Below are 12,827 nucleotides of genomic sequence, written 5' to 3'. Positions count from 1 at the left end.
GTGATGGAGAAACCTTATTTAGTACGCTCTATGTGTATTGGAAACTATAAGCATTTCAAGGTTGGTCAGGTATATACAGTAGAATGTCACGGAACAATTGACTGGGGATTTGATTATAGAACCTTTAAAATTGAAGGGGAAGTATTGCGCCCAGGTTTATATAGCTTGTGTTTTGAACAAATAAGAGTGTTAGGTTTAAATTAAAAAGGCTGAGGTTGAATTCCCCGGCCTTTTTGTTTTACTCAAATACTTCATCTATTAATTCACGTTCGTCGTCTTCGAACATGTGAGTGTAGATCTGAGTCGTATTAATTGATGAATGACCAAGAGCTTCTTGTACTCCTCGAATGTTCTTGGTCTTTTTAAATACATTCGTCCCGAAACTATGACGCAATATGTGTGCTGTTAGTTCGGGCTTTCCATAGATTTTAGCATATTTCATTATCATTTTTTGAACAGTATTCTTACTGATAGGATTTATCTTACCTGCATATTTCGTAACAAATAAAGGAGAAGTCGGTTTATCGTCTGCTTTATAATGACTTTCTCTAACTTCAAGGTATTGTACTATATATTCTAACGTCTGCTTAGAAAAGAAAACAACATCTTCCTTACTACGTTTTCTTTCTACGACTAACTTGCGGGAATCAAAGATAACATCTTTCAGTCTTAGACTAGATAACTCACCAACACGGATACCACTGGTTAATAGAAGGGAGATGATTGCAGCATCTCTATGTCGATTAATTTTCCAGTAGGCTTTTTCCATGTTACTTAATTGTTCTTTACCATATCCCTCTAGGATAAAGTCTTGGAACTCATTCAATTCTTCAAGTCTTATAATACTATTCTTTAGTTTTTGAGCCTTAGCTCTAACTGAAACTTTAGTGGAGAATACTTTTGTGTTCTCAAGTACATTCTTACTAAGATAGGGTCTTCCTGTCTCACGGTTTGTATTCTTAGTTAAATAATCAAATAAACTCCTAAGGGCACTAATCTTTCTGCTGATTGTGGTGTCCTTATTTTTTGTTTTGTAATATCTATTACCTTTGTTATGAGAATCCTCACGATACTTTAAGTGCGAACGGTAATGAGATATATCAATCTCAATTAATCTCTCTAGGTCTTCTAGGGAGATTTCTTTTATTCCCGGTTTTTCCGGTACGAAAGTATGCCAAAACCATTCTAAAAAGTCTTGGATATCTATTGTATATGAGAGAACTGTTGTAGGCGTGAGTTGATCTAAGCTCACTTGTATGTATTCAGAAATATAGTAAGGAAACGAAGGACGTAGTTTTTCTAGCTTCTCACTATCCTTTTGGCGTTCAAGTCTCATTATTTTCACCTCACTTCTATTTTATATCTCATTTTTTCCTGAATCAAGAATGAATGTTCGATTTTTAGAAATCTATATGTAGGGCTATGCCCATATGAAAATCTAAAAAATAGGCCATATCTCGAATTGACTTTTAGAAATCAAATGGTTGTATTTTAAAAAGTTTCAAAAAAGGTGTGATGCACATGATTGTATTTGACAGCAAGACTGGAAACGTAAAGAGGTTCATTAAGAAACTCGGTATGCCAGCTGTACAAATTACACCCGACTTAGTTATGGAACAGCCTTTCATATTGATTACTTACACATCAGGATTTGGTCAAGTTCCAGAAACTACACAGTCATTTCTACAAGCCAATAATTCATTCTTACAAGGAGTTGCTAGTAGTGGTAACCGTAACTGGGGTGAACACTTCGCAGCTGCAGGAAGAGTTATTTCGGAGCAATATCACGTACCGCTCATTCATCAATTTGAGTTAAGCGGGACAAGAAAAGATATACAAATAACTAAAGAAAGGATAGAAGAACTATGTCTCACGTTGCATTAAACAATGAAGTTGGGATCTTAAAGGATGGATTCTATCAACTTGCAAAAGACAAAGAAGCCTTAGCGGTATTCCTTGCCGAAGTAAAAACAAAGCAATTAAAGTTTGCTTCTATATTAGACAAAATCAAGTACCTTATCGAACACAATTATTACTACAATGTGTTTGGAGAATATACGGAGGAAGAAGTAGAACGTATTTATGAAGCTGCTTATGCTCATAAGTTTGAATTCCAATCCTATATGGCTGCTACAAAGTTCTATAAGGACTATTCATTACGTTCAGACGATAAGAAAATCTACTTAGAAGATTATGAAGATCGCGCTGCAATTGTAGCTTTATACTTAGCGTCAGGTAATGCAAAGAAAGCTCTACGTTATGTGAACCAAATCATGAAGCAAAATTACCAACCTGCTACACCTACATATTTAAATTCTGGTAAAGCTCGTGCTGGGGAATTAGTTAGTTGCTTCCTATTAGAAATGGATGACTCATTAAACAGTATTAACTACAACTTATCAGTAGCAAAACAGTTATCTAAAATTGGTGGAGGAATTGCGATTAACTTAAGTAAATTACGTGGTCGTACTGAAGCTATTAAAGGTATTGAGAACGCTGCTAGTGGTGTATTACCGGTAATGAAGTTAATGGAGGATTCATTCTCTTACATTAACCAACTTGGACAACGACCAGGTGCTGGTGCTGCTTACTTAAACATCTTCCATTGGGACTTAATTGAATTCCTTGATTCAAAAAAAGTAAATGCCGATGAGAAGACACGTATTCAATCTTTATCTATTGGATTAGTTACACCGAGAAAGTTCTTCCAATTAGCTGAACAAAACAAAGAGATGTATGTATTTGCACCTGCTACTGTTTATAAAGCTTATGGAGTCCACCTAGATGATATGGATTTAGATGAGAAATACGAAGAGTTAGTAGCAAACCCTATGGTTCGTAAACGTAAGTTAGACCTTACAGCTCGTGATATGTTAGTTAAGATCGCAACGATTCAATTAGAATCTGGCTATCCTTATTTTATGAATAAAACAAACGCGAATGAACAACATCCATTAAAAGATTTAGGCGACGTTAAAATGTCTAATCTTTGTACTGAGATTTTTCAGTATATGGAGACAAGTGTAATTAACGATTACAATATCGCGGACTGGATCAAGAATGATATTTCTTGTGTATTAGGTTCACTAAACATTGTAAATGTAATGGAGAACAAAGATGTAAAAGAAGCTGTGCATACTGGTATGGAAATGTTAACAGATGTTACAGATAAGTCTAATATCGAAAACGCTCCTGGTGTTAAGAAAGCAAATGCTACATTACACTCAGTAGGTCTTGGAACAATGAACCTTCATGGATTCCTTGCTAAGAACTTCATTCCATACGAATCAGAAGATGCAAAAGACTTTGCTCGTGTATTCTTTGCAATGCTGAACTATCACTCTATCGAAAAATCTTCAGAGATTGCTAAAGAAAGAGGAATATCTTTTGAAGGATTCGAGAAATCAGAGTATGCAAAAGGTACTTACTTTGAGAAGTATTTAACAACTGAATTCTTACCTCAATCTGAAAAGGTTAAGAAATTGTTTGAAGGTATTCAGATTCCAACAACTGCGGATTGGGAACGCCTAATGAAGCAAGTTCAACGTGATGGTTTATACCACTCTTACAGACTTGCAATTGCTCCGAATCAAAGCTCAGGATATGTACAGAACGCTACACCAAGCGTAATGCCAATCGTTGATAAAGTAGAAACTCGTTCAACTGATAAAGCGACTACTTACTATCCAATGCCTTACTTATCAAAACAAACATTCTTCTCTTATAAGTCTGCGTATGAGATGGATCAAATGAAAGTTATTGATTTAATTGCTGAAATCCAACCTCACGTAGACCAAGGTATTTCATGTATTCTGCACGTTACAAATGGTACTTCGACAAGAGATCTTGCTCGTTATTACATCTATGCAGAAAAGAAAGGGCTTAAGAGCCTTTACTATACACGTACATCAAATTCAACTATAGAAGAATGTATTGCTTGTGCAGTATAAGAGAGAGGAGTAGTAGTGGTGATTAGTACTAGATCAGTAGATTTAAAGAAACATAAAGCTGTGAACTGGACCAAATACAATACAGAGTATATCGAGTCCATTTACAATCAAATGCGCCAACAATTTTGGCTAGAGAATGAGATACCTGTATCAAAAGATAAGAACGTTTGGGACATGCTTCCGAAAGAACAGAAGGAAGTATATAAGAAAGTTCTTGGCGGTTTAACGCTATTAGATACAAAGCAAGGTGGAGAGGGTATGCCACTTGTCTCATTACATATGGAAGACCCTCAAAAGAAAGCAATTATCAACTTCATGGCAATGATGGAGGATATCCATGCGAAATCGTATTCTCATATTTTCATGACTCTTTGTGAAAATGAAGAAGTAGATGCGGTGTTTGATTGGGTTGAAGAGAATCCATTCCTTCAAAAGAAAGCTGATATCATAACAGGTCATTATCGTAAGTTATTAAAACCTGATGTGAAGCCAAAAGAATTATATATGGCTATAGTAGCATCAGTATTCTTAGAAAGCTTTTTATTCTATAGTGGGTTCTTCTATCCGTTATTCTTAGCGGGACAAGGACAGTTAACTGCTTCCGGTGAAATCATTGCATTAATTTTAAGGGATGAGGCAATTCACGGGGTAACAGGTGGTATCTTCGCTCAAGAGATTTATGAAAACCAACTTACTGAAGCTGAACAGCAAGAGGTAGATAAAGAAGCAATTCAATTATTAGAAGTGTTATACGCGAATGAATTAGATTACACGAATGATGTGTATGCTCCACTTGGACAAGACATGATCGAAGAAGTAAACAAATTCCTGCGTTATAACGCAAATAAAGCAATGATGAATTTAGGATATGACCAATACTTTGATGATGAGTATGTAAATCCAATCGTTCAAAATGGACTACAAACAAAAACGAAACAACATGATTTCTTCTCTGTTAAAGGAAATGGATATGTAAAAGCCATTAACGTTGAAGAAGTACGAGACGAAGATTTTGTGTTTGCAGGCCTTCCATCATACGCAGCTTAAACAATACACCAAGATAAAGGACGGTATTTGAAATGGAAATTATTAAGTTTGGTAAAAAGGGATGTAACCCTTGCAATATGGTTGAAAATTTCTTACGTGACGAAGACGTAGCTTTTACTTCTGTAGATGTAGAAGCAGACCCTGGGAAAGCGGTAGAGCATGATGTTCTAATGTCTGTTCCTGTTGTCATTCTTAAAAACGGTGACAAAGAAGTTATGCGTACAACTGGTTTTAATCCTGGCCAGCTAGGAGAAATTATCGACCTGTACCAAGGTGCACAATGATGTTAATTAGTGCTATGTGCCTATTAGTTGTTTCAGCTTTTGGGTTCGTAGGTAGTTTAGCTTTTACAGTTTACCATTTAGAAAATAGAAACTGGATTCGAATGTTTATTGGAATCATCGGTATCATGTTCTTCTTATTTTGGGGATTTGTAGATGCTGCTGCAGTAGCTATATTCTGGTAGGACGAGAGCCCTGTTTTTGGGGCTCTTTTTATTTTGCCTATTGACGTTTCTTATGAAGTGCTTACGATAGATGAAATGAAGAAGGAGTATGGATATGGAAAAAAGACCAATTGAAAAGCAATGTTTAGTAGTCGAAGCGAAGAAATACCTATTCGGTCAACCACCACCAGGAATGGCGGAACAACGATGGCATAATTACCTGAGTGCTAAAAGAAACTGTAAATGCGGAAATTGCCCAAAAGAATAATAGGAGGGGAGAAGGGGAATGGATTCTTACATAGTTGTTCTTAAAAGTTATGATTCAGTAAGTATCTTTCGAACAAAGGAATATAACGACGATGTTGTAAGCCTATTAAATTGGTACATTGGTTCTAGTTTTGATGTAACTGCAGTATTTAAAAATGCTGAGCCAATAGTAATTGGTGAGTTTGTTTTCCAAACAAAGAAAGAAGTTATAGATGAATTAGAATGGAAAAGGTATATGTGGTTTGACGAAGAAGGTGAAGAGCTAGAGGAGAAAATCCGTAAGTTATTGGATGTTCTTCATGAGGAAGGTGAAGTCAATGAACAGGATTGAGAAATTAATGGATAGCGTAAATGAAGAAGTCTATCAAGAACGTCTACGTCAAAATGAAAAATGGGGCATCCAGCGACACCCTATCGGTACATGGCTATCTATCTTAGGTGAAGAATTTGGAGAGGTATGTCAGGCTGCTCAAAGCGAATTAGGGTTAGCTAGTGTGAAAGATACAGATGCAGATGATTTATATATGGAATGTATTCATGTTGCAGCCGTTGCTTCAGCCATTGCAGAACAAATTAAGGAGCAACAATCCTTGAAGGAGGTAGCTTAATATGTGCGTTTGCGGAAGTGATAGAAACCCAGGGTTCAGACAGTGCTGTGGTTCTCTTTCATTAAAGAGAAAAGAGGAAGCTATAAAAGAGTTACAGAAAGCATACATGGATGATACAATTGTGAATCACCCAAAATATGAGGAGATCATGCTAATGACTCTTCATGATGTAATTCCACATCTGAGCCATCATGGATTAAATATCCTTACTGGTAGAATAGATTTACTTAAAAGAATGAAGGGGGCTTCAAAATGACAGATTTAAAATTAGAGCAATCCAATTTAACGTGGTTAGAAGATAGAACAATCATCTTATCTCCTACAGGTAGTTATGCCTATGGAACAAATACAGATACATCAGATAAGGACTATAAGGGTGTATGTATCCCACCAGTTGAGTATTACTTAGGCTTGGATTCATTTAATGAGTACAATACATCAGGTGGTAAAAACTTCAGAAACACGAAAGACGATGTGGATGTGAACATCATCCATGTAAACAAGTTTGTTAGAGATGCTATGCAAAGCGTACCTAACAACATCGAGATCCTATTTGTTCGTCCGGAGGATTACATCAAGGTTACCCCACTAGGACAAATCTTAATCGATAACCGTCACTTGTTCTTATCAAAAAACATCAAGTACCGATTCGGTGGATATGCAAATTCACAAATCCAAAAGCTAAAGAACAAGAACTCAAACGGAACAGGCAGACGTGACTTAATCGATGCTCATGGCTACGATACAAAGTTCTTTATGCACAGTATCCGATTACTAACAAGTGCAACAGAAATCTTGGAGACAGGTGATTACAGTACATATCGTCCTAATCGTGAACTTCTATTAGATTGTCGTAATGGAAAATACACTTTCGAAGAAGCATTAGAAATGGTTGAAATGTATGACAATGAATTAGCTGCAGCTTATGAGAAGTCAGAGCTTCCTGCAAAAGCTGATTACGACAAGATCAATAAAATGTTAATGGATATCAACAAACAAGGACTTGCTCTTTAATGAGCGGTCCTTTTTGTTTTTTATAGCAAAAGTTTTTACATGTTGATGCTCAAAACCCAAGTAACATAAATGTACAATATGTTATAATTTTCTTAATATACAAGAAAAGAAGGGATGGAATGAGTACGCAGATTAAGGTAACGCCAGAGCAATTAGAGCAAGCGGCAAGAACCGTAAGAGATGCGAAATCAACACTAGAGTACATACATAAAGATTTATATAACCAAACAGAATACATCGCTTCTCAATGGAGCGGAGCAACGAGTAATCGGTTTTATCATATGTTTAATGACACGAAACCAATGATGTTTAATGTTTTACAAGAATTAGAAAAGATTGCAGCCGAATTAGAACGTGCAGCTGTTAAATTCCGAGAAGCCGATGAGCTGTATGGCGGGAATCTAGTTGATTCTGATATTCAAGAAGGAGCCATGTGTGGAAAGCTCCCTCCAAAATCAGAAGAGTCATTTTTTAATAAAAAGGATTTAAGTGCTGCGTGGACTGGTATTTCTACTGGTTTTGTAGATGGTGCAATAGATGCATGGGAAGGACTAATATCCTTAGCTGATAAAGAAACCTGGCTGAATATGCGAGATGCGATTGTAAACTATGAGGAAACTATTCCTGCTGCATGGAACGCTTTCTCAGATACATTTATGAATAAGTTTTGGAATGGAGATTTGGAAAGTAGAGAGCATTATGTAGCTTATGGTATAACAACGTTAGGACTCGGACTTCTGGGTGATAAGGGTCTTAGTAAAGCAGGACAAGTTGGGAAGGTAGCTGCTGTTACAGGTTTTACTAAAGGAAAATCACTTGTAATTAATTCCCCGGCATACAGAAATGCATTGCATATATTAAATAACTATGAGTTTAAAGGTGGGAAGCATCTTTCATATGCGGGAGTCGGAAGTACTCAGCAGTATTTACAGAAAGCTGTCACCTATACTTATGAAGGTAAAAATGGTCCAAAGACAATCAAATTAAGAAAAGGGGAGTTGGCGGGAGATAGGCATCCAGTTTCAGGTGTGCCGTATGATCTAGATGGCTTTCCTATTTTCGATGCTTTTGCTGAAGTTAAACTAAAAGAAGCTGACTTTAAAAAAACAAGACCTACACATGATAGAATATGTAATAAGCTGTTATACGAACAAATAGTAAAAGATCCAAAATTGGCTGCTAAATTTACAGCAGAGGAAATTGAACTATTTAAGAATGGTGAAAAACCTAAGACGTATACATGGCATCACCATCAGGATACAGGTAGAATGCAGCTCGTAGACGCGTTCCTGCATGAGAAAACTGGCCATACTGGTGGATATAATATTTGGGGCAAAAAAGGTGAGAAATAAGGAGGTTAACCCGTGAGCAACATTACATGGATTGGTGTAAGTAAAAAAGAAATTACGGATAATGAGATAAAAAAAGTAGAAGAGTATTTTAACATTAAACTGCCTAATGATTTTATTGAGTGTGTTAAAGAAAATGACGGAGGATATCCTCGGCCTAAAGTTTTTGATATAGCAGGACAAGATGAAAGTACATTTAATGATCTATTAACTCTACATATGGATGATAAATATTCAATTGTCCAAAGATACGAGAATATAAAAGAATGGTTAGTGGATCGAGTATATCCATTTGCAAGTGATTCATTTGGAAATTTCTTATGTTTTGATTATCGAAACAATCCTGATTCACCAACAATCGTATTTTGGGATCATGAAGAAGAAGATATAGAGGAAGCAATATATCCTGTTTGCTCTACATTTACAGAGTTGCTTGATAGCCTACGTGATTTCGAAGACGAGGAATAAGAGCAAAGTATACAGTTTTTGTGTATATTGTTAAAATAAAAAATGAGTCAAAATACCCTATAAAGAAAGGTCCCGTTAATTCGGGATCTTTTTTGTATTTGACGATGGAGGTATCATAATTATGATTCAAAAAATGTTAGAAGTATCTACTGCACACATTACTTACGAAACAGCTAAATGGTTGGATAGACAAGTTGAGGAAACAAAAGAGAACAAGATGGAACTCATTGTTTATGAAAAAGATGAGTATGGGGCGTTTATTCCACTGTTTCCAGAAATGTTTGCGGACAAAGTACTACCCGAGTCATTAGTGTTCATAATTGGTTATGCAATGGGCAAAGGTTGTTCTTGGATTATGCTTGATAGAGATGTCGAAATAATTGATGATTTACCCACGTACAACTGGTAAATCGCCCAAAAAATAACTAATGTATGTTATAATATAAAGACAATAATAGAAAGAGAATTGATGATATGATATACAACTTAAAAACAGAGGAATCGGTTGAGTGTTATTATCGTGAAGTAGATATTGTTGAGGCTGGGGAATATGTGCCTCCACGTTGGCTTTTTGATTTCAAAGAAGAATTTAATGATGGGTATAAAGTATTTGTTTTAGAAACATTGGAGTACCCTGGTGTTGCCCAAGGAGTAGTAGCTATTGGGATAAACAAAGCTGAGGTTTCAGTTCACCTTAAGTCTACAGAGTCATCTGCTGATAATAAGACATTTATTAGAGGACAAAAAAGGAATGGTATTAATAAGGATAGAATATATACAGGTGTAGGTGCTAATTTAGTCGCATTTGCATGTCAGTATAGCCTTGAGAATGAATGTGAAGGATTCATGTACTTAATTTCCAAGACAGAAACAGTATCGTTTTACGAAGATCTTGGAGGAATCTCATTTGGTCATAGGGTAGTTTTTAATGAATTTGCAGGTCGAAGATTAGCTGATAGATATTTTCCGGGAGGTGAAATACAATGGCTAAAGTAGCTCGCGATATTTCGCGCTATAAAGTTGTTACTACGAATCCAATATCTGGGCATAATATTAAAAAGGTGCGTGATGCTGTGCTTAAAGAAATGGATGAGTTTGAAAAAGGCTTTCCCGATGGAGTATATGTAAAACCAAGTAGTAAAAAAGAACCAAGAGTAAAAGTAAAAGCATTATTTCAATATTGTAACGAACGAAACATTCAACCAAACGATTTAACAGAAGAAGAAAGAGAACAATTCTTAGTATATGAATAATAGCGAATTACGAAAAGTCCCTAGTAGATAGGGGCTTTTTATTTTATATAAAGGGAGAGATTATTAATGGAAGATATTAGATTTTATGCGCGTGTAAAAAACAAATGGGCTCGTAGACGTAGTGGGTTAAAGAATCCTGCATTATCTGAGCTTTATGATACTACTAAAGCTTTAAATGAGAAGTACGAAGTAAAACACTGGGCATTTCCAGCAGGCATTAATCCAGAAGATTATCCTGAATTGTTAGCAATGGAGGAGGTAGTAACAAGTCATGTAAACCATTACTCAAATGACTTTTACCTACACGATCTCCATGCGTATCTGACAGGGGACAAGAAGGCTCTTTGGTTATTAAGAAGTAGTGGAACTCATTATATTCCTTTAGAGGATAAGTTTAATCCTATGTATTTCGATTTATACAAGTCATACATTGTGGGGAATAAGTATTTCTACCTAATCGATAATGGTAAAATTCAGAAGATTACAGCAGAAAAAGCAAATGCAATTATAGAAGAGAAGCTATTTGTTGCTGCATAAGGGAGGTTTTGATGGTTCGACGTCTTTCAACAATAAGCGTTTTTAGTAGAAAGAGTTAACATAATTATATTATGGTTTACACTGTTTTTGTTGCTATTGTGAATAAAAAGACAATAATATACAATAGTAATAATTAACATTAAAATACTTGTGGTGAGGTGACCTATAATGAAGACTAAAAGCAAATTAGATTATATATTTGAGGCTATTCTAAATGCTGACAAAGATGAACTGATGGATGTCGTTAAAGGGTTGAACAAGGCAGAAATAAAAGAAATGGCTGAAGTTGTAGCTGTGTTTCGTGATGCCAGCCGCAAGATTCCTACTGCACAAACCGTAGAGATAATCCTTCCTATTAAAGAAGATATTCAAGAAGAGATTAGCGATGAAGAACATAAAGAACTCGAAGAAAAATATGGAGAACGTGCTAAAGCCCCACAGTCTGAATTCATTAAATACGAAGGCCCACAACAGCTTTACGATTTACTTATGAAAGATAAAAAAGAAAAAGGGTGGAAATTCAAAAATGAAAAATAAGCACAATCATCCAATAGCAGAAGTTTATGTACATCGTGATTTCGTTCCAGTTGACCTTGCTGAGATGGCCGAGAATATGACTCATGAGGAAATAAACGAATTTATTTTTGTTACCTTACCGAAAGTCATGGAGGATTCTATGGCTGATCCTTATCGTCCAAAAACACAGCTTTTTCATGATTTAATAGGCTGGAGTCGTTCAGTCTTCTTTTCTATGAAAAAACCGCCAAGAAAACTAAATCCAGATTGTAGATTCTTATATAGATATGATCGAGACAATAAGAATTTTTATAAATTAGCAGTAGGTTTTCGAAATGCTAAGGGTGTTAATACTGACGGTGATGATGAAGATAGTATTTACTATAAGGCTAAGAACAGACCTAAAGACCCTGAATACTGGGATAAAGAATAAATTTAAACAAAGAAAGTTGGCGATCCCATGTACGCTCCTGGACATATTTCTCGTGAAGATGAAGCCAAAATCCCTTCATTCTCTAGTCATGACGAAGCTCGTTCTTGGTTTATAAATAAATACGGTAATACTTTTCAATTAGTAAACTCTGAACCTATCGATGACCAAGAATGTTATTTTTATTACTTGATCTTAGATGAAAAAGAATTTACTAAAGGTCGAGAGCTTTTGCTAAAGAATGGCATGCTTGTAACTTCAATTGAGTACTTAGGTAGTTACCAAAGTATCGAAATTTTTGAAGACGGTAGAATTCATATTGTTCATTAGAATCAGGGGGTCTTTCCCCTGGTTTTATTTTCAGGCGAGGTCTTTCAACTAAATTGGTATTATGTTGAAAGAGTGCGAAAGTAACTTTAGTCCCCTATTTGGGTTAATTACATATATTTTTACTGGAGGTTTTATCATGAGAATTGATTTATGTATCGGTTACAACCAAACACTAACCGTTAATTTCATTGCACTAGGTTTGTACGTGAAGGAACATACTGATTATGAAAATACGTTAGAATTTATGTCGTCGTATACGTTTGATGATGCTAAACATATTCAAATGTATCATCCGGAAATTTTGATGTAATACAAAGTTGCATATGCACAGTGAAAAGGTTTTATTAAGAGAGTAAGTTACCTCGCAAGTTTTTACGCTTTCACACCTCCCGGTGAAATTCGAACTTGTTTAAAACCTATCTACTTTACCAAATCATTATTTTCCTCCCTAAGGATTAAGGCAGCCGTTCGCAGGCTGTCTTTTTCTATTCACTATTGTTATTAAGAAAGAAGGAATTTGTTATGAAGAATAAACAGAATAAAACTAAGCGCATTGGTGTTATGACACAAAACCGTGGAACTATGCCACCACCAGCAAGAGCCGATAAAGCTA

Annotated in this window: 22 protein-coding genes; 21 read left to right on the top strand and 1 reads right to left on the bottom strand. The window is 35.7% G+C overall.

Features of this window, described 5'->3' with window-relative positions:
- Nucleotides 1-3: 3 nt before the first annotated feature.
- Nucleotides 4-204, top strand: coding sequence for a hypothetical protein (locus tag JDS99_RS04735; RefSeq protein WP_139888757.1), 201 nt, complete (start codon nucleotides 4-6; stop codon nucleotides 202-204).
- Between the two features lie 34 nt (nucleotides 205-238).
- Here the strand turns inward: JDS99_RS04735 and xerS are convergent, their stop codons facing one another.
- The gene (gene xerS, locus JDS99_RS04730) at nucleotides 239-1,336 is read right to left on the bottom strand and encodes a tyrosine recombinase XerS (protein WP_139888755.1); all 1,098 of its coding nucleotides are present in this window, start codon (nucleotides 1,334-1,336) and stop codon (nucleotides 239-241) included.
- A gap of 185 nt (nucleotides 1,337-1,521) precedes the next feature.
- Here xerS and nrdI point away from each other — a divergent pair, with 185 nt between their 5' ends.
- From nrdI to JDS99_RS04630, 20 genes are all read left to right on the top strand, one after another.
- A complete protein-coding gene (gene nrdI, locus JDS99_RS04725; RefSeq protein WP_198174698.1) occupies nucleotides 1,522-1,884 on the top strand; it encodes a class Ib ribonucleoside-diphosphate reductase assembly flavoprotein NrdI in 363 nt (120 codons plus the stop codon).
- The gene (gene nrdE, locus JDS99_RS04720; RefSeq protein WP_199694629.1) at nucleotides 1,866-3,950 is read left to right on the top strand and encodes a class 1b ribonucleoside-diphosphate reductase subunit alpha; all 2,085 of its coding nucleotides are present in this window, start codon (nucleotides 1,866-1,868) and stop codon (nucleotides 3,948-3,950) included. Before nrdI ends, nrdE begins: the two co-directional genes overlap by 19 nt.
- A gap of 18 nt (nucleotides 3,951-3,968) precedes the next feature.
- Nucleotides 3,969-4,997: a class 1b ribonucleoside-diphosphate reductase subunit beta gene (gene nrdF / locus JDS99_RS04715; RefSeq protein WP_199694628.1), complete on the top strand. Its 1,029-nt coding sequence runs from the start codon at nucleotides 3,969-3,971 to the stop codon at nucleotides 4,995-4,997.
- A gap of 32 nt (nucleotides 4,998-5,029) precedes the next feature.
- Nucleotides 5,030-5,281: a glutaredoxin family protein gene (locus tag JDS99_RS04710; protein WP_085782662.1), complete on the top strand. Its 252-nt coding sequence runs from the start codon at nucleotides 5,030-5,032 to the stop codon at nucleotides 5,279-5,281.
- A complete protein-coding gene (locus JDS99_RS04705) occupies nucleotides 5,281-5,463 on the top strand; it encodes a hypothetical protein (RefSeq protein WP_085782855.1) in 183 nt (60 codons plus the stop codon). The genes JDS99_RS04710 and JDS99_RS04705 overlap by 1 nt, the downstream gene beginning before the upstream one ends.
- A 94-nt stretch (nucleotides 5,464-5,557) precedes the next feature.
- Nucleotides 5,558-5,710: a hypothetical protein gene (locus tag JDS99_RS04700; RefSeq protein WP_199694627.1), complete on the top strand. Its 153-nt coding sequence runs from the start codon at nucleotides 5,558-5,560 to the stop codon at nucleotides 5,708-5,710.
- Nucleotides 5,711-5,728: 18 nt separating this feature from the next.
- Nucleotides 5,729-6,040, top strand: a complete 312-nt coding sequence (locus JDS99_RS04695; protein WP_139888751.1) for a hypothetical protein — start codon at nucleotides 5,729-5,731, stop codon at nucleotides 6,038-6,040.
- Entirely contained in the window at nucleotides 6,027-6,317 is a 291-nt protein-coding gene (locus JDS99_RS04690; protein ID WP_139888750.1) for a MazG-like family protein, read from the top strand. Before JDS99_RS04695 ends, JDS99_RS04690 begins: the two co-directional genes overlap by 14 nt.
- A 1-nt stretch (nucleotide 6,318) precedes the next feature.
- A complete protein-coding gene (locus JDS99_RS04685) occupies nucleotides 6,319-6,573 on the top strand; it encodes a hypothetical protein (protein ID WP_199694626.1) in 255 nt (84 codons plus the stop codon).
- Complete coding sequence (locus JDS99_RS04680; protein WP_199694625.1) at nucleotides 6,570-7,331, top strand: nucleotidyltransferase domain-containing protein; 762 nt, start codon at nucleotides 6,570-6,572, stop codon at nucleotides 7,329-7,331. Before JDS99_RS04685 ends, JDS99_RS04680 begins: the two co-directional genes overlap by 4 nt.
- 119 nt (nucleotides 7,332-7,450) lie before the next feature.
- A complete protein-coding gene (locus JDS99_RS04675; protein WP_199694624.1) occupies nucleotides 7,451-8,683 on the top strand; it encodes a WXG100 family type VII secretion target in 1,233 nt (410 codons plus the stop codon).
- A 12-nt stretch (nucleotides 8,684-8,695) separates the two neighbouring features.
- Nucleotides 8,696-9,148, top strand: a complete 453-nt coding sequence (locus tag JDS99_RS04670) for an SMI1/KNR4 family protein (RefSeq protein WP_199694623.1) — start codon at nucleotides 8,696-8,698, stop codon at nucleotides 9,146-9,148.
- A 121-nt stretch (nucleotides 9,149-9,269) separates the two neighbouring features.
- Nucleotides 9,270-9,557, top strand: coding sequence for a DUF5983 family protein (locus JDS99_RS04665; RefSeq protein ID WP_242475625.1), 288 nt, complete (start codon nucleotides 9,270-9,272; stop codon nucleotides 9,555-9,557).
- Nucleotides 9,558-9,622: 65 nt separating this feature from the next.
- Nucleotides 9,623-10,144, top strand: a complete 522-nt coding sequence (locus JDS99_RS04660) for a hypothetical protein (protein ID WP_199694622.1) — start codon at nucleotides 9,623-9,625, stop codon at nucleotides 10,142-10,144.
- Nucleotides 10,132-10,401 carry a hypothetical protein gene (locus tag JDS99_RS04655; RefSeq protein ID WP_199694776.1) on the top strand — a complete coding sequence of 90 codons (270 nt, stop codon included), beginning with the start codon at nucleotides 10,132-10,134 and terminating at the stop codon, nucleotides 10,399-10,401. Before JDS99_RS04660 ends, JDS99_RS04655 begins: the two co-directional genes overlap by 13 nt.
- 66 nt (nucleotides 10,402-10,467) lie before the next feature.
- Nucleotides 10,468-10,938 (top strand): hypothetical protein, encoded by a 471-nt coding sequence (locus tag JDS99_RS04650; RefSeq protein WP_199694621.1) that lies wholly within the window; start codon nucleotides 10,468-10,470, stop codon nucleotides 10,936-10,938.
- Between the two features lie 168 nt (nucleotides 10,939-11,106).
- Nucleotides 11,107-11,475, top strand: a complete 369-nt coding sequence (locus tag JDS99_RS04645; RefSeq protein ID WP_199694620.1) for a hypothetical protein — start codon at nucleotides 11,107-11,109, stop codon at nucleotides 11,473-11,475.
- Nucleotides 11,465-11,887, top strand: a complete 423-nt coding sequence (locus tag JDS99_RS04640) for a hypothetical protein (RefSeq protein WP_199694619.1) — start codon at nucleotides 11,465-11,467, stop codon at nucleotides 11,885-11,887. Before JDS99_RS04645 ends, JDS99_RS04640 begins: the two co-directional genes overlap by 11 nt.
- Before the next feature lie 27 nt (nucleotides 11,888-11,914).
- Nucleotides 11,915-12,214 (top strand): hypothetical protein, encoded by a 300-nt coding sequence (locus JDS99_RS04635; protein ID WP_199694618.1) that lies wholly within the window; start codon nucleotides 11,915-11,917, stop codon nucleotides 12,212-12,214.
- Between the two features lie 136 nt (nucleotides 12,215-12,350).
- On the top strand, nucleotides 12,351-12,524 hold the full coding sequence (locus JDS99_RS04630) for a hypothetical protein (protein WP_180228123.1): 174 nt from the start codon (nucleotides 12,351-12,353) through the stop codon (nucleotides 12,522-12,524).
- The last annotated feature ends 303 nt before the right edge of the window (nucleotides 12,525-12,827 follow it).

This window comes from Bacillus cereus group sp. N6 (assembly GCF_016483705.1).
In the GTDB taxonomy this organism is placed as follows: Bacteria; Bacillota; Bacilli; order Bacillales; family Bacillaceae_G; genus Bacillus_A; species Bacillus_A wiedmannii.
Note: the sequence above shows the minus strand (reverse complement) of the source record. Positions and strands in the feature narration are given on the sequence as shown.

What these genes read in the sequence shown, in the direction of transcription:
- JDS99_RS04705 (WP_085782855.1), top strand. Translation starts at nt 5,281, where the DNA reads ATGTTAATTAGTGCTATGTGCCTATTAGTTGTTTCAGCTTTTGGGTTC.
- JDS99_RS04690 (WP_139888750.1), top strand. Translation starts at nt 6,027, where the DNA reads ATGAACAGGATTGAGAAATTAATGGATAGCGTAAATGAAGAAGTCTAT.
- xerS (WP_139888755.1), bottom strand. Translation starts at nt 1,336, where the DNA reads ATGAGACTTGAACGCCAAAAGGATAGTGAGAAGCTAGAAAAACTACGT.
- JDS99_RS04635 (WP_199694618.1), top strand. Translation starts at nt 11,915, where the DNA reads ATGTACGCTCCTGGACATATTTCTCGTGAAGATGAAGCCAAAATCCCT.
- JDS99_RS04695 (WP_139888751.1), top strand. Translation starts at nt 5,729, where the DNA reads ATGGATTCTTACATAGTTGTTCTTAAAAGTTATGATTCAGTAAGTATC.
- JDS99_RS04660 (WP_199694622.1), top strand. Translation starts at nt 9,623, where the DNA reads ATGATATACAACTTAAAAACAGAGGAATCGGTTGAGTGTTATTATCGT.
- JDS99_RS04710 (WP_085782662.1), top strand. Translation starts at nt 5,030, where the DNA reads ATGGAAATTATTAAGTTTGGTAAAAAGGGATGTAACCCTTGCAATATG.
- JDS99_RS04685 (WP_199694626.1), top strand. Translation starts at nt 6,319, where the DNA reads ATGTGCGTTTGCGGAAGTGATAGAAACCCAGGGTTCAGACAGTGCTGT.
- JDS99_RS04665 (WP_242475625.1), top strand. Translation starts at nt 9,270, where the DNA reads ATGATTCAAAAAATGTTAGAAGTATCTACTGCACACATTACTTACGAA.
- JDS99_RS04640 (WP_199694619.1), top strand. Translation starts at nt 11,465, where the DNA reads ATGAAAAATAAGCACAATCATCCAATAGCAGAAGTTTATGTACATCGT.
- JDS99_RS04630 (WP_180228123.1), top strand. Translation starts at nt 12,351, where the DNA reads ATGAGAATTGATTTATGTATCGGTTACAACCAAACACTAACCGTTAAT.
- JDS99_RS04655 (WP_199694776.1), top strand. Translation starts at nt 10,132, where the DNA reads ATGGCTAAAGTAGCTCGCGATATTTCGCGCTATAAAGTTGTTACTACG.
- JDS99_RS04645 (WP_199694620.1), top strand. Translation starts at nt 11,107, where the DNA reads ATGAAGACTAAAAGCAAATTAGATTATATATTTGAGGCTATTCTAAAT.
- JDS99_RS04675 (WP_199694624.1), top strand. Translation starts at nt 7,451, where the DNA reads ATGAGTACGCAGATTAAGGTAACGCCAGAGCAATTAGAGCAAGCGGCA.
- JDS99_RS04735 (WP_139888757.1), top strand. Translation starts at nt 4, where the DNA reads ATGGAGAAACCTTATTTAGTACGCTCTATGTGTATTGGAAACTATAAG.
- nrdE (WP_199694629.1), top strand. Translation starts at nt 1,866, where the DNA reads ATGTCTCACGTTGCATTAAACAATGAAGTTGGGATCTTAAAGGATGGA.
- nrdI (WP_198174698.1), top strand. Translation starts at nt 1,522, where the DNA reads ATGATTGTATTTGACAGCAAGACTGGAAACGTAAAGAGGTTCATTAAG.
- JDS99_RS04650 (WP_199694621.1), top strand. Translation starts at nt 10,468, where the DNA reads ATGGAAGATATTAGATTTTATGCGCGTGTAAAAAACAAATGGGCTCGT.
- JDS99_RS04700 (WP_199694627.1), top strand. Translation starts at nt 5,558, where the DNA reads ATGGAAAAAAGACCAATTGAAAAGCAATGTTTAGTAGTCGAAGCGAAG.
- JDS99_RS04680 (WP_199694625.1), top strand. Translation starts at nt 6,570, where the DNA reads ATGACAGATTTAAAATTAGAGCAATCCAATTTAACGTGGTTAGAAGAT.